Below are 18,265 nucleotides of genomic sequence, written 5' to 3'. Positions count from 1 at the left end.
TGCCTTCTACTCAGCCGCCTCAGCCGCCGCATCCAGTTCTGCCGCCTTTTTCTCAACCTCTTCCACGATGTGGTCGATCATCTGATCGTTCGACATCTTGTGGCTGGCCTTGCCCGCCAGATAGACCATGCCGGACCCGGCCCCGCCGCCGGTGAAACCGACATCGGTCATCAGCGCCTCGCCCGGGCCGTTCACCACGCAGCCGATGATCGACAGGCTCATGGGGGTCTTGATGTGTTCCAGCCGAAGCTCCAGCGCCTCGACGGTTTTGATCACGTCAAACCCCTGACGCGCGCAGGACGGGCAGGAGATGATGTTGACGCCGCGATGGCGCAGTCCCAGAGATTTCAGGATCTCATAGCCGACCTTCACCTCTTCCACCGGGTCGGCGGACAGGCTGACGCGGATCGTATCGCCGATGCCCATCCACAGCAGGTTGCCCAGACCGATGGCCGATTTGATGGTGCCGCTGACCAGACCTCCGGCCTCGGTGATGCCCAGATGGATGGGGGCGTCCGTGGCTTCGGCAATGCCCTGATAGGCGGCTGCCGAGAGGAACACGTCACTGGCCTTCACGCTGATCTTGAAGTTGTGAAAATCGTTATCCTCAAGGATACGGATATGTTCCAACCCGCTTTCGACCATCGCCTCGGGACACGGCTCGCCATATTTCTCAAGCAGGTGTTTTTCCAGCGAGCCCGCGTTCACCCCGATCCGGATCGAGCAATCGTGGTCCCGCGCGGCCTTGATGACCTCTTTCACCCGCTTCTCATCGCCAATGTTGCCGGGATTGATGCGCAGACAGGCCGCACCGGCCTCGGCGGATTCGATGCCCCGGCGATAGTGGAAGTGGATGTCGGCCACGATCGGCACAGGGCTTTCGCGCACGATCTCTTTCAACGCTTTTGACGAAGCCTCATCCGGGACCGAGACCCGCACGATATCCGCCCCAGCTTCTGCCGCCGCCTGCACCTGTGCAACAGTCGCTGCGACGTCGGTGGTCAGCGTATTGGTCATGGTCTGCACCGCAATCGGCGCGTCGCCCCCGACAGGTACGTTGCCAACCATGATCTGGCGGGATTTACGGCGATAGATATTGCGCCACGGGCGCACGTGATTGAGGGACATGAGGATCGGTCCGGATCAGCCTGAGTTGGCCCTTAGATAGTTCGCCAACCCATAAGGAGCAATGCCAAGATCACTCGGCGGGCGCTTCTGCCGCCTCGGTCTGCAGCTCGGCCACCAATTGCTTGAGCGCGCTGTTCTGCTCGGCCTCAAGATCGGCCACAGTGTACTGCTCGGCCACCGCGCCCTTGGACAGCACGACACCCTTGGCCACCGTTCCCGGCGCGCCGACAGGGCCGTAATGCTCACCATTCATCGAGAAATAGACAGACCCCGAGGCCCCGGCACGCAATAGCGGCGGCTCTTCGGTCAGCGGTACTTCGAAGGTGCTACCCTGTTCAACCGTGCCCAGCGTGCCTTCAAAGATGATGCTGCCATCGGCGGCGGTCACCCGCATCCAGGCCGGGTCAACGGCAACAATCCTGAGCGCGGTATCCACCTGCTCGACCACCTGTGGCAGTGCCGGGCGTTCAACCGTGTGCACTTCGGTCACCTGAATTTGCGGCGGTTCCGGCGCACTGAAGGTACCGACGGTGCGCGGATCAAGCGTTGAAATCGGTGCATCGCGCGCCACAAGAACCGGTACGTCCAGTGCCTGCGGGCGGTACAGACGATCCAGTGCCTCAGAGCTCGGGGTGTCGAGACCGGCCAATTCAACCTCATCCGACCGGGCCTGGGCCGCATCAAGCGGATCGAGGTCGGTCAGGACAACGGGAGCCTGTTCGACCGGGCTGACTTGAACCTGCTGGATACGGTTCAGAACCGACCAGCCGCCGTAACCGATACCGCCAATAACGGCCAGCAGAACCAGCGTCGAGCCAATGGCGCGCGGTTCGATACGGCTGACAACGGATTCGTGGCCGGGAAAATAGGGCGTGCTGGGTGATACGAACGGATCGCGCCCCATCGGCCCACGCGCAGGCAGACCGCCTTGCGTCTTCTTCACGACAGACGCCTCAGCAGACATCCCATGCGCAACTTCAAAGCCGCTTTCCCTGCAGAAGGTCTGGAACGTCTCGTCCGGGTTCATACCCAGATAGCGCGCGTAAGAACGAACATACCCGGCGATGAAGCCGGGCGTGTCAAAAGCCTCAGGGTCGGCGTTTTCGATGGCAGCGATGTAGTTGGCCTTGATCCGCAGTTCACGCTGCACATCCAGAAGAGACTTGCCCATCGTCGCGCGTTCGCCGCGCATGACATCGCCAAGCCGTACCTCATAGTCATCAAACCCTTTGGGTCTGACATCCATGTCCTCTTCGGAATTGCGCTGTGATCTGCGCCCAATCATTCCTGCTGCCCCATCTTTGCCTGTCGCGTGTTACGCGCAAACAGCGAATCGACCCTATACGATTCGTCCGTTACTTTTGTTAGCGTAAGCTTAACACGCAGCAAACTCGTTGCACACTTTGGTGTGAGGTTATCCCGCAAGTTCGGCGCGATTTAGCGCACAATGTGACCAAAGTTGGTCCATCGCCTGTACCAGACGGTTCATTTCGTCAGGTCCATGCACCGGAGACGGGGTAAACCGTAACCGTTCAGTGCCGCGCGGCACGGTCGGGAAATTGATTGGCTGCACATAGATGCCATAATCATCCAGCAGCATATCGCTCAACTTCTTGGTGTGGACGGGATTGCCGACGATCACCGGAACAATGTGGCTGCCGTGATCGATCAGTGGCATGCCCAGCCCCTTCAGCCGCAGCTTGAGGATTTTCGCCTGGGTCTGATGCTGTTCGCGCAGCTCGGGCGCAGTTTTCAGATAAGCCACCGAGGCCGCCGCCCCTGCCGCAACCGCAGGTGGCAGCGATGTGGTAAAGATGAAGCCCGGAGCATAAGACCGGATCGCGTCGCACATCTTGGCGCTGGCGGCGATATATCCGCCCATGACGCCATAGGCCTTGGCCAGCGTCCCGTTGATGATGTCGATGCGGTGGGCCAGATTGTCCCGCTCGGTCACACCGCCGCCGCGGGCGCCGTACATGCCGACAGCGTGGACCTCGTCGATATAGGTCAGCGCGCCGAACTCATCGGCCAGATCGCAGATCTCTTCGACCGGGCCGAAATCACCGTCCATCGAATAAACCGATTCAAACGCGATCAGCTTGGGAGCCGCCGGATCATCCGCCGCCATCAGCTCGCGCAGATGCGCAACATCGTTGTGACGGAAGATGCGCTTGGCACCACCATTGCGGCGCACACCTTCGATCATCGAAGCATGGTTCAACGCATCGGAATAGATGATCAGACCGGGGAACAGTTTCGGCAGGGTCGAAAGTGTCGCGTCATTGGCGATATAGGCGCTGGTGAACAGCAGCGCGGCTTCCTTGACGTGCAGATCGGCCAACTCTGATTCAAGCCGCTTGTGATATACGGTCGTACCCGAAATATTGCGTGTGCCGCCCGAACCCGCACCGGCAGCATCCACCGCTTCGTGCATGGCCTCCAGGACGACCGGATGCTGGCCCATGCCTAGATAGTCATTGCCGCACCACACGGTAATATTCTGCTGCGATCCATCCGGGCAGGTCCGCACCGCATGCGGGAAATGCCCGTTACGACGTTCGATGTCGATAAAGGTCCGGTAACGTCCTTCGTCATGCAGCCTGGCAATCGCTGAATCGAGCTGAGCAGTATAGTCCAACGGACCCTCCTTGGATGCCCGGTTATCATAGCGCCGGACGCGTTTTTCCGCCATATCACAGCCGAACCGGAAACATGGCGCTGTGTTCTTCTGTCCGGCCTGCCTACAGCCGGACCGGTGAACCCAACTTTGATTTGCATCAAATAACGCCTAACGCCTGAACCGACAAGCAAAGTTACGGCCAGAAAACGCGAGGAAACGACGCAGGTCTTAACCCCAGCCCAAACCGCGAAACAGGCTGGACGGCCTCGCTCATGCTGCTAGGCTCTGCCCAAATCCAGAACCTTCCCAGGAGAACCCCATGTCGCTTGACGCCGTACTGAGCCGGATCGACACCGATCTGACCACCTCTATCGACCGCCTGATGGAGTTTCTGCGCATCCCTTCGATCTCGACCGACCCGGCATTCAAAGAGCATGTCGACAAAGCCGCCGACTGGCTGGTGGCTGATCTGCAAAGCATCGGAATTGCGGCAGAAAAACGGGAAACCACCGGCCACCCCATGGTCGTTGGCCACGTTGGCGAGGGCAGCAGCGGCCCGCATGTCTTGTTCTATGGCCACTACGACGTGCAGCCCGTCGACCCGCTGGAGCTGTGGAACCGCGACCCGTTTGATCCGGCACTGGAAGACACCCAACACGGGCAAGTGATCCGCGGGCGCGGTTCTTCTGATGACAAAGGCCAATTGATGACCTTCGTCGAAGCCTGTCGCGCCTGGAAAGCCGTCCATGGCGCCCTGCCCTGCCGCATCACATTCTTCTTTGAGGGCGAAGAGGAATCAGGCTCACCTTCGCTGGTGCCGTTCCTCGAGGCGAACAAAGCCGAGCTGCAGGCCGATCTGGCGCTGGTCTGCGACACCTCGATGGTCTCACGCGGTGTGCCGTCGATCGCGTCGCAGCTGCGCGGGATGTTGAAGGATGAATTCACCATCATCGGGCCCCGCATCGACCTGCACTCGGGCCATTATGGCGGGCCGGGCCTGAACCCGCTGCGGGAACTGTCGCGTCTTGTGGCGTCCTTTTATGACGAGGAAACCGGGCGCGTTGCCGTTGACGGTTTCTATGAGGGCGTTCACGAGGTGCCCGCCGACCAGCTGCGCCAGTGGCAAAACTGCGGATTCGATGAGGCGGAATATCTGAACTCGGTCGGCTATTCCCAGCCCCACGGTGAAAAGGCCTATTCCACGCTGGAACAACAATGGGCGCGCCCGACGCTCGAGGTCAACGGGCTTTGGGGTGGCTACAACGGCGCTGGGTCCAAAACCGTGATCCCTTCTGAGGCACATTGCAAGATCACCTGCCGCCTCGTGGGCGACATGGACCCTGACGCGCTGCGCAGCAAGATTCGCGAACATGTCGAAGACCGCCTCTCCCCCGACGCCAAAGTCGTATGGGACAATGATCTTGAGGGCTCACCCGCCTCGGTCATGAACCTCAACCGCCCGGAATTCGAAGCAGCGCGCGGCGCGCTTTCGGACGAATGGAACCGCGAGGCCGTGTTCACCGGCATGGGCGGCTCGATCCCGGTCGTTGGCTATTTCGACACCGTCCTTGGATTGGATTCGATGCTGGTCGGGTATGCCAATGACGACGACGCCATCCATTCGCCGAACGAGAAATACGACGTCAAAAGCTTCCACAAGGGCATCCGCTCGTGGGCCCGCATTCTGGATGCACTGAATAAATAGGAGTTTTCAGCGAGGCTCTGCCTCGCGCTCCGTGATATTTTCAGCCAGATGAAGTACGGATCCCCTGCTTCATCTGGCCATAAATATCCCGGGGGAGTCACGGCTTGCCGCGGCGGGGGCAGAGCCCCCTTCCCTTACATATGGATCACACGGCCATACGCATCCAGAACGCTTTCGTGCATCATCTCTGACAGCGTCGGGTGCGGGAAGACAGTGTTCATCAGATCTTCTTCAGTGGTCTCCAACTGCCGGCCCACCACATAGCCCTGAATCATCTCGGTTACTTCAGCACCGATCATATGCGCACCCAGCAACTCGCCCGTCTTGGCGTCAAAGATGGTTTTGATCAGCCCTTCAGGCTCGCCCAGGGCGATGGCTTTGCCGTTCCCAATGAACGGGAAGCGTCCGACCTTGATGTCATAGCCAAGCTCTTTCGCCTTGGCCTCGCTGTACCCCACTGATGCAACCTGCGGCTGGCAATAAGTGCAGCCCGCGATGCTTTCGGGCTTGACCGGATGCGCGTGTTTGCCTGCGATCAGTTCGGCGACCATCACACCTTCATGGCTGGCCTTATGCGCCAGCCAGGGCGCGCCGGCAATGTCACCGATGGCGTAGAGCCCTTCGACTCCGGTGCGGCAGAATTCATCTGTGATTACATGGGTGCGGTCGATCTTCACGCCCAGAGCTTCGAGCCCCAGGTTTTCAACGTTCCCCACGATACCGACAGCAGAGATCACCGTGTCGAAATCATGTTTCTCGACCTTGCCCTTCACCTCGATATGCGCGGTCACCTTGCCCTTGGCGCGGTCAAGCTGCTTGACCATCGCCTTTTCCATGATCTTCATGCCCTGCTTGGTAAAGGCCTTCTTGGCGAAGGCGCTGATCTCGGCATCTTCCACCGGCAACACTCGGTCCATCACCTCGACCACAGTCGTATCCGCACCCAGCGTGTTGTAGAAGCTGGCGAATTCGATACCAATCGCGCCCGAGCCGATGACCAGCAGTTTCTTGGGCATCCGGGGCGGCTGCAGCGCGTGTTTGTAGGTCCAGACCAGATCACCATCCGCCTCGAGCCCCGGCAGTTCGCGGGCGCGGGCTCCGGTGGCCAGCACAATGTTCTTGGCCGTCAGTTCTTCGGTACCCTTGTCGGTCTTGACGCTGACCTTGCCCTTGGCCGGGATCGTCGCCTCACCCATCACCACGGTAACTTTGTTCTTTTTCAGCAGATGCCCGATGCCGCCCGAAAGCTGAGCCGCTACCCCGCGCGAGCGTTTGACAACCGCGTCCAGATCATAGCCCACCTTGTCGGCCTTGAGGCCGAAATCCTTGGCACGCTCCATCAGATGAAACACTTCCGACGACCGCAACAACGCCTTGGTCGGGATACAGCCCCAGTTCAGACAGATGCCACCCAAGTGCTCGCGTTCGACCACGGCTGTTTTCAGCCCTAGTTGAGCTGCACGAATAGCAGCGACATAGCCCCCGGGGCCTGCCCCGATTACGATCAGATCATAAGATTGTGCAGCCATGTGTCCCTCTCGGCGCAGGTCGGTTTCAAATTTAGTTTACCATTAAACTATTTCCCGAAGCACATCAACATCCTCTCCCGCGACATATATGACGCGGGGTCAGATCGCCAAATTTGCGCTGATTTCAGCCTATACCCGCGTCAATCCAAAGGCTAGAACCGAACCCGACCGTTTCCATTTATGTGAATTACAGAGAGATCTATCATGGCAAAAACCCTCAAAGATCTGGCACTTGCCCTTTTGAACGCGACCCTGATCCTGTTGGCCCTGTGCCTGTTTCTGGGCTGGAAACTGGCTCAATCGGTCGACACCATCCGCACCGGCTTTGCCGAGAACCTGCAGGTTGTGCCCTCGCTTCGCGATCAGGCGCAAGGCATACGCGGAGAGCTCGCCGCGCTGCGCGGGGATCTGGTGGCGATACGGGAAGAAAGGGGAACGCTCGATTCAGCGACGGCGCAACAATTGAACGCCGCTTTGCAGCGCCTCGGCACTTTGGAGGAGGGTCTGAAAACCACACAGGCCCGCCTTGCGGGCCTGGCAGAGCAGCCTGAAGACCTGATAGATCACGCCATCACAACGGCAGCAGATCGCGCCACCAACAGACTGCTGGCAATCAGAGGATGCGTGCCCGCGACTTAGGTCGCGGCAGCCTGCAACTCTCGCACGGTGGTGCCGTAGCCGCCATTGCTGACATATGCCGCTTCGTGTTCAGTTGTGCTGCGTTCCAGCGCATCGTTGCGATACGGGAAACGACCGAACTTGCGGATCACTTCACGGTGCGCCCGCGCATGCAACAAATTGCTTTCGCCACCCTGCGGCATCCGCTCGTGCATCAGACGCACACAGCGTTCCTGATCACACAGGTTTTCCGAATGCATCATCGGTAGATAGAAAAACTGTCGCGCCGGCTCATCGATCTTCATATCCCAACCCTTGTCGACCGCGCATTTCGCAGCCGCAAGCGCCGCACGATCCGATGAGAACGCCTTGGCGCTGCCACGGAACATGTTGCGAGGGAATTGATCCATAAGGATAATATAAGCCAGTGAACCGCTGGGATAGGTCAGCCAGAGCGAAAACTTCCCTTCGCACGCGACCTCCCAGGTTGACAGGAATTTGTCACGAATCCGCGCATCCAGCGCTTCATCCTGCAGGTACCACCCTTTTGGGCCAACCTCATCTAACCAAAAACTCAATACTTCTTCAGGAGCCTTCATTGCCCTTAACTCCATAAATGCCCCCCAGGGACGTGAACTCATTAAAATCACTTTTACAGTTTTGTGACAGTAACATATTGCAACACAAAAGTCACAAATCCGGCGTCAGGCGGGTTCCTGCGTATCCTGATCTTCCTGCGCCGCTTCGATGGCAACTTCCTGCGCGACTTCAAACGCAACCGGGGACGCGGTTGGATAGACAGGCGACATTGATCCGGTCTCTTCCACGGGCACTGCGGCACGCTGCGTTGTCCGGTACAGGGCATAGGCCGCCAGGATCAGCATCAGCGTTGCGATGAACAGGAAAAAGCCTTGCGGGCCAAAGACGGCCGGTCCCATCAGCCAACCGGTGATCAGCGGCCCGGCAATCGCGCCCAGCCCGTTGATAAAGACCATCCCGCCCGATGCTGCGGGCATATCTTCCGGCTCCAGATAATCGTTGGCATGGGCGATCAACAAGGAATAGAGCGGGTTCGACATCCCACCGATCATGAAGGCCGAAACCAGCAGCACCGGAAAAGTGATGCCAAAGATCATCCCGACCACAGAACCCAGCCCTCCGATTGCTGACACCATCAGAATCAGCAGACGCCGGTCCATCCGGTCCGACATCCAGCCCAACGGGAATTGCAGCACCAAAGCCCCGATATAGAATGTGGCGACAAATGTCGAAATCTGCACAAGCGTCAATCCAGCCTGCGCCCCGTAGACGGCGGCCATACCGAACTGGGCCGAGAAAATCCCACCCAGCAGGAACATGCCCACACATCCCAGCGGAGAGGTGTCCATCAGCTGACGTAGTGTCATCGGCTTGGCAGTGTCGAAGGCCGGTGTCGGCGAAATCGACAGCAGAATGGGTGCAAACGAGACCGAAACCAGAATCGAGGCGATCACGAAGGTCTCGTAACCAGCCGGATCGCCGACCAGCAGCAGCGCCTGGGCACTGACGATACCGATCATTTGTACGATCATATAGAGCGACAGCGCCTGTCCGCGATTCTCGTTGCTGGCCGCGTTGTTCAGCCAGCTTTCAGCAGTCACATACACGCCGGAAAAACAGAAACCGATGATGACGCGGCCAATGAACCATGCGATCGGATCGCTCAGCATCGGGTACATGATCATCACGGCTGAAATGAATGATGCCAGCGCAGCGAAGACCCGCACGTGGCCCACCCGCCGGATCATCTCGGGCGCCAGACGCGAACCTCCGAGGAAGCCAAGGAAATAGGCCGACATTACGAACGACATCTGCAGGGTCGAGAAGCCCTCGATCTCGCCGCGCACACCCAGCAAGGTCCCCTGCAGGCCGTTGCCGACCATCAGCAAACCCATTCCAAGAAGAAGCGCCCAAGCGCTGGAGAGAACCTGAAGCATGCCGCCTATCCAAATGCCAAAGTGTATTCAGTTCGCTTTGCGCCCAAATACCGGTTGCATCGCGTTTGTCTACGACATTGTGAGGCCGCTAAGCGAAAATCCCTGCATCAGGGCATCAACAGTGACGCATCGCCATACGAGAAAAACCGATAATCGTTCGTGATGGCATGGTCGTAGATCGCCCGTACCCGATCCTGCCCCATCAGGGCCGACACCAGCATCAGCAACGTGGATTTCGGCAGGTGGAAGTTGGTCATCAGCGCGTCGGCGGCGTGGAACTGGAAGCCCGGATATATGAAAATATCGGTCTCGCCTTCCCATGGCGCAATCTCTCCGCCGCGTGCGGCGCTTTCGATCAGACGCAGCGCGGTGGTGCCCACCGGAATGACCCGCCCGCCCGCCGCTTTGGTCGAGGCGATTTCGGTTGCGGCCTGTGCGCTGACCCGCCCCCATTCGGCGTGCATCTTGTGAGTTGTGACATCCTCGACCTTCACCGGCAGAAACGTGCCCGCGCCGACATGCAGGGTGACATGGGTGAACTCAACCCCGCGCGCCTTCAGCGCCTGCAGCAGCGGTTCATCGAAATGCAAAGACGCCGTGGGCGCCGCAACCGCGCCGGAATGGCGGGCCCAGACGGTCTGGTAATCGGTCTTGTCCTGCTCATCCGCCGCACGCTTGGCCGCGATGTAGGGCGGCAGCGGCATCGCGCCTGCCTGCTCCAGTGCCCGGTCGAAATCCTCACCCGTCAGATTGAACCGCAGAAAGGCGTGCCCGTCGGCGACCCGGTCCAGTGTGGCGCTGAGATCGTCTGAGAAGATGATCTCTTCCCCAGGCTTGACCTTCTTCAGTGGTTTGATCAGCGCGGTCCAGCTGCCATCGGCCTGCGGCTCCAGCAAAGTCGCCTCAATCGCGGCCGAGACCGGGCCCTGCGCGCTGTTGCGGTGACGCCGCCCGCCAAGGCGCGCCGGGATGACGCGGGTGTCGTTCAACACCAGACGGTCGCCCGGCTGCAGCAGATCGGGCAGGTCGAACACATGCCGGTCGCTAATCGCATCGCCCCGTGCATGCAACAGCCGCGCGGACGAGCGCGGGCTGGCGGGCCGCGTGGCAATCAGGTATTCGGGCAGGTGAAAGTCGAAATCACTGAGCTTCATGGCCGCGCCAATACATCGCCGCAACAGATTCGGCCACCGCCCGGATCAGCGATCTTCACCACGTGACTGAGTTGCGGGATGCGGTTGTTCGGATCGGTCCGGCGTGGCGTTCGGACCATCCGAGACGGTTGGCGCCGGTTGCCGCATCAGATTGCGCAGGAACAGCGGCGCCAGACCCGACAGCGGATTGACCGAAACCTTCGGATCGGTCAGCGGCCCGGTCAGCGTGTAGTTGAAGGCAAAAACGCCCTCGCCCTTCCGGGTCAGAACACTGCCGATCGCGTTCAATAGATAGATCGGAGAGATGGCCCCGCGCAGGTTCAGCGTCCCCGCAACGGTATTGACCGTACCATCGAAAGACAGACCCATCGACGGGCCAACAGCGCTGCCGCTTAACACCTTCACTTCGGTCGGGGTCAGGCGCATTTTGCTTTCGATGGCCGAAAAGAAGATGCCTTGCCCGGCCATTTCATCCAGCAGCCCCACCAGGCTGATCGCGTTCAGAAGCGCCGCCATGGCTGGGGCATCCTTGATCCGCGTGCTCTCGATCCGCAGGTCCACATCATAGTTGCCGGGCTCGGCAATCGGGTCGAGCTGCAATTGCAGTTTGCCGCCGCGCGCCTGCGTGATAATGCCCGCAGACCGCATCACCGCGCCCGCGTCTTCCGAGGTCAGACTGACCGCACTGCGCCCGCCGCGCGGGGCAACCTGCCCCCGGATCGGTGCGCCGCCATTAACCTGCGCCGAAAACGCCCCGGTCAGCCCGCCAGTGGTCTGGAATGCGCCAGACAGCCCTGTCAGCGCCACCGTTTCTGTCACCTGCAACCGGTCCAGCGTGACATCCATCTTTGGTCCGGGTCCCGAAGCCCCCCCTTCGCCGCCGCCTTCGCCCAAGGTCGATTTCCCCAGATCCAGCACGCCACCCAGAACGCGGATATCGGGCAGCGCCGCGCCGCGACCGATCAGTTCGGCCGGGACGGCCAACCAATCGCCCAGTTCAAACGAACTGAACCTGACCCGGTCGAAATCACCGTCATGGAAAGAGATCGTGGCCGAGGCTCGTAGGCCCGAAGTATCAATCCTCAGCGCATCGACGCTTAACTGTGACCCCAGTGTCGCTTCGGCAGTGAGTGTCCCGCTGGCTGACGCTGCCTTGCGCCAGCCCAATTCAGGGATCGCAAGCGTGACGCCGACAAGATCGGATTGCGCCGTCAGTTTCGGCGGCGCGCCCGCACCAATGCCCAGCGTGAAATCCGCCACACCAGCTTGGCCCAGCATACCGTTTGGCAGACCGGCGTTGAGCTGGTTCATCAGACGCGGCGAAAGCTCGATCTGCCCGGTCAACGTGCTGCGTTCGGGCTCTGCCCCTCCGATTGGCTGTAGCCATTTCGCGGTAACGGGCACGATGCCGAACAGCCCTTCTCCGCCGATTGAGACCTGCGTCTGATCGCCGGTCAGGCGCAACTGGTCGGCGCTGATCTCGAACCCCGGCACCAGCTTGTCACTGTCGATATCCGCCAGCGTTCCGTTGAAATGGAACTGCGTGTCCTCCAGCCTCAGCCCCTTGATCAGCGGCAGCGACAGGGTTCCGGCAAGACGCACCTGGCCCTCGGCCAAATCGACAGGAAGATTTGCTTTGCTCAGCAGCGACAACGGTGGGCGATCCAGCAAAGACATCGCCGCCGTGACACTGCCACGCGCCTGCACCCGCGCGATACCCGGCGTCCGCTTCTTGATCCCCGTATCCGGGATGATGAACGACGTGCCCGAAGCATCCACCCGCCCGCCTTCATCGGCGACCACCACCCCTTTTTGCGCAGTCACCGTAAAGCGCCGGTTCAGCAAGCTGGCCTGCCCCTGCGCCTCTTGCACCGGAGGCAGCGTTTTGACGAATCGCAAACTTGTATTGTCGAACTCAAAATCGGCGTAGATGTCGGGCTTTTCACCGGGCCGCAGACGCAAGGCGAAGTCCAGATCGGACATTTCGCCATAGTGCAGGTTTTCAGTGACCCAACGGCGGGGCTTGGGAGCCAGCCGCTCGGGCCAGTAATTCAACAGCTGATCAGAGTTCATCTGGTCGATCTGGGCGTCGATCTGAGCCTCCCACCCCTCGGACAATCCAGCCAATGCACCGCTCAGGCGCAGCCGATGGGCGCCGTCCTCGACCGTCATCTGCCCCACCCGCATCCGGAACGGCGCCAGCTTCATCTGGAAATCCACGTCGGCCCGGGTCAGGTTCAGCGTTTCGGGAAACAGGTTGGCCGGGTTGACCTCAATCCCGTTCAGGCGGAACTGACCGGCCATACTTTCAAGTCGCCCGGCCTCGACCCCTTCAAGGAACGCCTTGCCCTCGGCATGGACCTCACCCCAGGCGGAGTGGATCGAAATCTCGTTGAAATCCAGAACCTCCTGTTTCGGGTCATAGGTGAAATAGGTCCGCGCCGACTCGAACCGGACCGGGACGGTTTCAGGTGTCGGCTGCACCGCGCCCTCGCCAAGATTCAGCGTGGCAAAGACCGGTCCCAGCGCGCCATCCGCATCCACACTACCGCGCAAAGCGCCCGAAATGGGCGTGCGCAGCACCTGCATCCAGGCCAGCGCGGGGCTGTGCCCGGCAATATCTTCGGACGGCAGATCGGTGATCGAGACACCAAATTGCGCCGCAGCACTGTCGAGTGAACTGGTATAATTCGCCTCGATCCCGCTGACATAATCACGCCCGGCCAGAACCGAGAAACCGGTGGCCAGCCGCACTTCGCGTGCGCTGCGGGTGGCTTGAATATGGCCGCCATCCAGCACCCAGGACCGGCCCAGCCGCAGGTCGCGATAGTCCAGAGTAATCGAATCCAGCCGAACAGACGTCAGCGCCGACAGCGCAGGCGAGCGAAAGACCTCATCCGAGGCCTCGATCAATTGTGCAAGATTGCGTGCCTGACCGACCGGAGCGCTACCGGTCCCCACCGTAAGCGACAACGCGCCATCCTGGCCGCGGGTCAGCGCGATTTGTGCCCCTTGCAGGATGATCCGCTTGGGCCGCACATGGCCGCGCAACAGGGGCCGCATCGCTAGACTGGCGCGCAGGTCCGTCACCTCGGCAATCTGTTGTCCGGCGGCATCGCTGATGCGCACGTCGGTCAACCGCAGCCGCGGGCGCCAGCCTTCATGGATGATGAAGCTGACATCGCCGAACCGGATCTGCACCCCGCCCAGCGCCTGATCCAGCCGCGCCTCGACCCGGTCGCGCAGCCAGGCCGGGGCATGCAGCCGCTGACCGACCACCATGAATCCGGTCACCAGAGCCAGAAACACCAGAACAAAGACACCGCGCATCGCCCACAGGCCAGCCGTCCGCCGACGCGACCGGCGGCGCGGCTTTTTGCCGGTCTCCGTCTCATCCTGCTGATCTTGCTGAACCAATTTGCGTTCCACGCCTTTCAACCTGCTCGCGGTGCCCTATGATATGAGCCAACCGTTAATATTCTCAGCCGGAGTTCTCATATGCCCGACGTTTCAGACATCGCCCCGGATTTCACTCTGCCTCGTGACGGCGGCGGCGAAGTGACCCTGTCGGAACAACGCGGCCGCGCCGTCGTTCTGTTTTTCTACCCCCGCGATGATACGCCGGGCTGCACCAAGGAATCCATCGGTTTCTCGGAACAGCTTCAGGCGTTTAGCAATGCTGGCGCTAACGTTTTTGGCATCTCGCGTGATACCGTCGCCAAGCACGACAAGTTTGTCGCCAAGCACGGGCTGACCACGCCGCTTCTGTCCGATGACGGCCAGACCGTGTGCGAGGATTATGGTGTCTGGGTCGAAAAGAACATGTACGGGCGCAAGTCGATGGGCATCGAACGCTCCACCTTTCTGATCGACGCCCAGGGCAAGATCGCCCGCGTCTGGCGCAAGGTGAAAGTGCCCGGCCATGTCGAAGAGGTGCTTGAGGCGGCGCGCGCGCTCTGACCCTCTCGACCCGCGCGGGCATTGGGGCTATGACCCGCGCCGATGCAGTGTAAGGGGGCGACCGTGGCGAAAACTCTGACTCAGATGGCGACCGAGGTTCTGACCACGGCAGACGGGCGCGCAAAAACCGCCCTGTCCAAACGCCACGCTGCCGCATGGTTCGCCGCCCGCAAAGGCGAAGCGCCGGAAATCGAGATCGGCACCGCCGAGCCGCCCTTGTCCCCTGCGCGCCCCGACAAGCCTGAACTGCTGTCCCCGCGCGATGTCCCGCGCCGCAGGCCCGGGTCCGAGGCGGGGCGCATCGCACTGCTGCATGCCGTGGCTCATATCGAACTGAACGCGGTGGACCTGCACTGGGACATCATCGCCCGCTTTGGCCATGTTCCCATGCCCATCGGCTTTTACGACGATTGGGTGAAATGCGCCGAAGAGGAATCGCGCCATTTCGAGATGGTCTGCGATTGCCTGCAACAGATGAACAGCTTTTACGGCGCCCTGCCCGCCCATGCCGGAATGTGGCGTGCCGCCGAAGATACTGCGCAAGACCTGATGGGCCGTCTGGCCGTGGTGCCCATGGTGCTTGAGGCGCGCGGGCTGGACGTGACCCCGGGCATGATCGACATATTCCGCAAGGCGAGGGCTGACGACGCCGTTGCCGCGCTGGAAGTGATCTATGCCGAGGAAGTCGGTCATGTCGCCTACGGCTCGAAATGGTTCCACTTCCTGTGCGGGCGCGAGAATGCGGACCCAAAGGATGTGTTCCACACACTGGTGCGGCGCTATTTCCACGGGGTACTCAAACCGCCCTTCAATGAAGAGAAGCGCGCCGAGGCCGGGTTGCCGCCAGATTTCTACTGGCCGCTAACCGAAGACCTGCCACCACCCGGGGTTGTATCAGACTGATAGCAAATGCCCACTATCGGCAACTTCCCGCCGATAACTTGCGGGAAAACTCCGCTGTTGCTGACTGATTGGTTAACAAACTTGCCCGATTGATCCGTCCGCTTTATGCAGTCGCCTCAAGGAGCGGCTACTCACTCACGACCGGCTCCGGGATATGGGGACAATTGAGGTAGGACGCGTGCGGACACGTCTGGCAATCAAACTACACTCACTGCTCGAGCGGCACTTTCCTGAGCGCCGGGTATTTCTGAAATCCGACAATGACACCCGATTCATTCGGCTGAGTTCTGAGACCCAGATCGCAGCTGTTGCAGGTGTTTCGGTGATGGTCGCCTGGACTGCGGTTGCCACATCGATCCTGCTGATGGACAGCATCGGGTCGGGCAATTTCCGCGAACAGGCCAAGCGGGATCAGGCGACGTATCAGGAACGCCTGAACATCCTGTCTACGGAGCGGGATGCCCGCGCCGCCGAAGCGCTGGAAGCCCACAACCGGTTCAACGCGGCGCTCGAACAGATCTCGGCGATGCAATCCGAGCTGCTGAAATCGGAAAACCGCCGCCACGAGCTGGAAACCGGCATCGAGGTCATTCAGACCACTCTGCGCGCCACGATGAAACAGCGTGAAGACGCCCGCACCGAGTTGGCCGAGCTGCAGCAGAGCACGGATGGGGATGCCGCTTACATGATGGCGTCCGCCAACCCGGTGCAGATGGCGTTCATGACTGACGCACTGGCCCGCACCGCAGCACAGCGCGACCAGATTGCCGCAGATGCACAGGGCGCATTGGATCAGAAGGACGAGCTTGAGCTTGAAATCCGCCTGATGCAGGAACGCAGCGACGAGATTTTCCGCCAGTTGGAAGAGGCCATGCTGATTTCGGTCGAGCCGCTGGACAAGATGTTCCGCAGCGCAGGCATGCCCACAGATCGCATCATCGAAGAGGTCCGGCGCGGATATAGCGGTGTGGGCGGTCCGCTGACCCCTTTATCCCTGAGCACACGCGGTGAGGAACTGACCCCCGACCAGATCCGCGCCAATATCCTGCTGGAACAGATGGACCAGCTGAACCTCTATCGCATCGCTGCCGAAAAGGCCCCCTTCGCCAGCCCGGTGCGTGCAGCGGTTCGCTTCACCAGCGGCTACGGCACCCGACGCGATCCCAAAACTGGTGGTCGGCGTATGCACAACGGTGCGGATTTCGCCGGTGCAACGGGCACCGATATCTTTGCCACAGCGGACGGCGTGGTCACCCATGCAGGCTGGCAATCTGGCTTCGGACGGCTGGTCAAAATCAGGCACGCATTCGGCATTGAGACACTTTACGCTCATAACAGCAATCTTCGCGTTAAGGTTGGCCAAAGGGTCTCGCGCGGGGATCATATTGCTGATATGGGTAGCACCGGACGATCGACCGGCACGCATCTGCACTATGAGGTGCGCGTGAACGGAAAACCCATGAACCCAATGACTTACATCAAGGCTGCGAGAAATGTTTTCTAAGAGCAAAATCAACGAACCCGGGTCGAAAGAAACCGAGGCAGCAAAACCGGCCGCTCCGGCCACTCCGGCGACTCCCGCACCGGCCGAGACCAAGGCCAGCACGCCGCCCAAGCCCAAGCCGCCCGCATCGGTGCTGTCCTCGGACCTGCACATTACCGGCAACATCAAGACCTCGGGTGATATCCAGGTCGAAGGCACCATCGAAGGCGATATCCGCGCCCACCTGCTGACCATCGGCGAGACCGCGACCATCAAGGGCGAAGTCACCGCAGATGACGTTGTGGTCAACGGCCGTATCGTTGGCCGCGTACGTGGCCTGAAGGTGCGCCTGACCTCGACCGCGCGGGTCGAAGGCGACATCATCCACAAGACCATCGCGATCGAAAGCGGCGCGCATTTCGAAGGTTCGGTCCAGCGTCAGGATGACCCGCTGAACCCGGGCCGCAGCGCCAAATCGGGTGCCAACCCGGCAGCGGAAGTGAAGCAGTAAGCCTCAGCCGACCAACTGACGAATTCAAAAAGCGCCGCAGGATCACCTGCGGCGCTTTTTGATTTTAGGATGTGTGTGCAAGTCCGGTTATACCTTCAATGCGGACACCGCGGACTTTGTCATCCGCAGCAACTATTGCCATTCTGGATCGGCGGGCATGGCACCGTGGCATAGGAGCAGTAGACACAACAGTCCCCTTCCAACGGCTTCAAGACCGCTGCGCAAGACTTGCATTCATAGAACCACTGGCAGGCATCCGTCGGCATTATTTCGGTTTCGCTGTGACCGCATTTCGGGCACGTCAGGGTGCTTTCAAGCACTACTGTTTGCTCTGTCATTGTTTCACATCTGCAATATCAGGTAATCGTTGATCCGGGCCTCGTTAAAGACGACGACCCAAGCTAACGTGGTGATTGCGGTCGTCCCCGAAAGCCACCATTTCAACTTTGTTAGGGAACCGCGCTGATAAGATACAAGCCACGATATAGCGACAAGCGCCGTCGAAATCGCCAATACGTAGTAGCTTGCCGCCGCGATCTTTCCGAAAATGGCCAGCCAACTGCCTCCTAGTCCCAGCAACATCATTGTCATGGGCAATACACAACAAGTCGCAACGCCGAGTGCTGACAGTGATCCCAGATAACTAACGCTAAGGTACTTCTGCATTTCTTTCCCTTG

At 60.3% G+C, this 18,265-nt stretch carries 16 protein-coding genes; 6 read left to right on the top strand and 10 right to left on the bottom strand.

The window, feature by feature from the left end; translation table 11 throughout:
- Positions 1–6: 6 nt before the first annotated feature.
- The 3 genes from ispG to hemA all read right to left on the bottom strand — a co-directional run bounded on the left by ispG (position 7) and on the right by hemA (position 3,766).
- Positions 7–1,128: a flavodoxin-dependent (E)-4-hydroxy-3-methylbut-2-enyl-diphosphate synthase gene (gene ispG, locus ACR0K9_RS02700; RefSeq protein ID WP_480531853.1), complete on the bottom strand. Its 1,122-nt coding sequence runs from the start codon at positions 1,126–1,128 to the stop codon at positions 7–9.
- A gap of 70 nt (positions 1,129–1,198) precedes the next feature.
- The gene (locus tag ACR0K9_RS02695; protein ID WP_480820539.1) at positions 1,199–2,413 is read right to left on the bottom strand and encodes a helix-turn-helix domain-containing protein; all 1,215 of its coding nucleotides are present in this window, start codon (positions 2,411–2,413) and stop codon (positions 1,199–1,201) included.
- Between the two features lie 129 nt (positions 2,414–2,542).
- The gene (gene hemA, locus ACR0K9_RS02690) at positions 2,543–3,766 is read right to left on the bottom strand and encodes a 5-aminolevulinate synthase (protein WP_480820537.1); all 1,224 of its coding nucleotides are present in this window, start codon (positions 3,764–3,766) and stop codon (positions 2,543–2,545) included.
- Between the two features lie 301 nt (positions 3,767–4,067).
- Here hemA and ACR0K9_RS02685 point away from each other — a divergent pair, with 301 nt between their 5' ends.
- The gene (locus ACR0K9_RS02685) at positions 4,068–5,453 is read left to right on the top strand and encodes a M20/M25/M40 family metallo-hydrolase (RefSeq protein ID WP_480820535.1); all 1,386 of its coding nucleotides are present in this window, start codon (positions 4,068–4,070) and stop codon (positions 5,451–5,453) included.
- Between the two features lie 134 nt (positions 5,454–5,587).
- On the opposite strand, the gene lpdA is transcribed toward ACR0K9_RS02685, so the two are convergent.
- Complete coding sequence (lpdA, locus tag ACR0K9_RS02680; protein ID WP_480820533.1) at positions 5,588–6,982, bottom strand: dihydrolipoyl dehydrogenase; 1,395 nt, start codon at positions 6,980–6,982, stop codon at positions 5,588–5,590.
- 204 nt (positions 6,983–7,186) lie between these two features.
- Here lpdA and ACR0K9_RS02675 point away from each other — a divergent pair, with 204 nt between their 5' ends.
- Positions 7,187–7,621 (top strand): hypothetical protein, encoded by a 435-nt coding sequence (locus tag ACR0K9_RS02675; RefSeq protein ID WP_480820531.1) that lies wholly within the window; start codon positions 7,187–7,189, stop codon positions 7,619–7,621.
- Here the strand turns inward: ACR0K9_RS02675 and ACR0K9_RS02670 are convergent.
- The 4 genes from ACR0K9_RS02670 to ACR0K9_RS02655 all read right to left on the bottom strand — a co-directional run bounded on the left by ACR0K9_RS02670 (position 7,618) and on the right by ACR0K9_RS02655 (position 14,159).
- A complete protein-coding gene (locus tag ACR0K9_RS02670; protein ID WP_480531841.1) occupies positions 7,618–8,199 on the bottom strand; it encodes a DUF924 family protein in 582 nt (193 codons plus the stop codon). The genes ACR0K9_RS02675 and ACR0K9_RS02670 overlap by 4 nt on opposite strands.
- 105 nt (positions 8,200–8,304) lie before the next feature.
- Entirely contained in the window at positions 8,305–9,576 is a 1,272-nt protein-coding gene (locus tag ACR0K9_RS02665) for an MFS transporter (RefSeq protein WP_480531839.1), read from the bottom strand.
- Between the two features lie 107 nt (positions 9,577–9,683).
- Positions 9,684–10,730, bottom strand: a complete 1,047-nt coding sequence (queA, locus tag ACR0K9_RS02660; protein ID WP_480820529.1) for a tRNA preQ1(34) S-adenosylmethionine ribosyltransferase-isomerase QueA — start codon at positions 10,728–10,730, stop codon at positions 9,684–9,686.
- 45 nt (positions 10,731–10,775) lie between these two features.
- The gene (locus ACR0K9_RS02655; RefSeq protein ID WP_480820527.1) at positions 10,776–14,159 is read right to left on the bottom strand and encodes a YhdP family protein; all 3,384 of its coding nucleotides are present in this window, start codon (positions 14,157–14,159) and stop codon (positions 10,776–10,778) included.
- A gap of 69 nt (positions 14,160–14,228) precedes the next feature.
- Between ACR0K9_RS02655 and ACR0K9_RS02650 the strand changes: the two genes are divergently transcribed.
- From ACR0K9_RS02650 to ACR0K9_RS02635, 4 genes are all read left to right on the top strand, one after another.
- The gene (locus tag ACR0K9_RS02650) at positions 14,229–14,690 is read left to right on the top strand and encodes a peroxiredoxin (RefSeq protein WP_480820525.1); all 462 of its coding nucleotides are present in this window, start codon (positions 14,229–14,231) and stop codon (positions 14,688–14,690) included.
- 42 nt (positions 14,691–14,732) lie between these two features.
- Positions 14,733–15,593 carry a ferritin-like domain-containing protein gene (locus ACR0K9_RS02645; protein WP_480820523.1) on the top strand — a complete coding sequence of 287 codons (861 nt, stop codon included), beginning with the start codon at positions 14,733–14,735 and terminating at the stop codon, positions 15,591–15,593.
- Between the two features lie 178 nt (positions 15,594–15,771).
- Positions 15,772–17,097 carry a DUF5930 domain-containing protein gene (locus ACR0K9_RS02640; RefSeq protein WP_480820521.1) on the top strand — a complete coding sequence of 442 codons (1,326 nt, stop codon included), beginning with the start codon at positions 15,772–15,774 and terminating at the stop codon, positions 17,095–17,097.
- A complete protein-coding gene (locus tag ACR0K9_RS02635; protein WP_480531827.1) occupies positions 17,087–17,587 on the top strand; it encodes a bactofilin family protein in 501 nt (166 codons plus the stop codon). Before ACR0K9_RS02640 ends, ACR0K9_RS02635 begins: the two co-directional genes overlap by 11 nt.
- A gap of 119 nt (positions 17,588–17,706) precedes the next feature.
- On the opposite strand, the gene ACR0K9_RS02630 is transcribed toward ACR0K9_RS02635, so the two are convergent.
- On the bottom strand, positions 17,707–17,925 hold the full coding sequence (locus tag ACR0K9_RS02630; RefSeq protein ID WP_480820519.1) for a GDCCVxC domain-containing (seleno)protein: 219 nt from the start codon (positions 17,923–17,925) through the stop codon (positions 17,707–17,709).
- A gap of 4 nt (positions 17,926–17,929) precedes the next feature.
- Positions 17,930–18,253 carry a hypothetical protein gene (locus tag ACR0K9_RS02625; protein ID WP_480820517.1) on the bottom strand — a complete coding sequence of 108 codons (324 nt, stop codon included), beginning with the start codon at positions 18,251–18,253 and terminating at the stop codon, positions 17,930–17,932.
- Between the last annotated feature and the right edge of the window lie 12 nt (positions 18,254–18,265).

The organism is Ruegeria sp. L12, from assembly GCF_056531745.1.
Note: the sequence above shows the minus strand (reverse complement) of the source record. Positions and strands in the feature narration are given on the sequence as shown.

Coding starts and splice junctions, on each gene's coding strand:
- ispG (WP_480531853.1), bottom strand. CDS start 1,128: ATGTCCCTCAATCACGTGCGCCCGTGGCGCAATATCTATCGCCGTAAA.
- ACR0K9_RS02695 (WP_480820539.1), bottom strand. CDS start 2,413: ATGATTGGGCGCAGATCACAGCGCAATTCCGAAGAGGACATGGATGTC.
- ACR0K9_RS02685 (WP_480820535.1), top strand. CDS start 4,068: ATGTCGCTTGACGCCGTACTGAGCCGGATCGACACCGATCTGACCACC.
- lpdA (WP_480820533.1), bottom strand. CDS start 6,982: ATGGCTGCACAATCTTATGATCTGATCGTAATCGGGGCAGGCCCCGGG.
- ACR0K9_RS02675 (WP_480820531.1), top strand. CDS start 7,187: ATGGCAAAAACCCTCAAAGATCTGGCACTTGCCCTTTTGAACGCGACC.
- ACR0K9_RS02670 (WP_480531841.1), bottom strand. CDS start 8,199: ATGAAGGCTCCTGAAGAAGTATTGAGTTTTTGGTTAGATGAGGTTGGC.
- ACR0K9_RS02665 (WP_480531839.1), bottom strand. CDS start 9,576: ATGCTTCAGGTTCTCTCCAGCGCTTGGGCGCTTCTTCTTGGAATGGGT.
- queA (WP_480820529.1), bottom strand. CDS start 10,730: ATGAAGCTCAGTGATTTCGACTTTCACCTGCCCGAATACCTGATTGCC.
- ACR0K9_RS02650 (WP_480820525.1), top strand. CDS start 14,229: ATGCCCGACGTTTCAGACATCGCCCCGGATTTCACTCTGCCTCGTGAC.
- ACR0K9_RS02645 (WP_480820523.1), top strand. CDS start 14,733: ATGCAGTGTAAGGGGGCGACCGTGGCGAAAACTCTGACTCAGATGGCG.
- ACR0K9_RS02635 (WP_480531827.1), top strand. CDS start 17,087: ATGTTTTCTAAGAGCAAAATCAACGAACCCGGGTCGAAAGAAACCGAG.
- ACR0K9_RS02630 (WP_480820519.1), bottom strand. CDS start 17,925: ATGACAGAGCAAACAGTAGTGCTTGAAAGCACCCTGACGTGCCCGAAA.
- ACR0K9_RS02625 (WP_480820517.1), bottom strand. CDS start 18,253: ATGCAGAAGTACCTTAGCGTTAGTTATCTGGGATCACTGTCAGCACTC.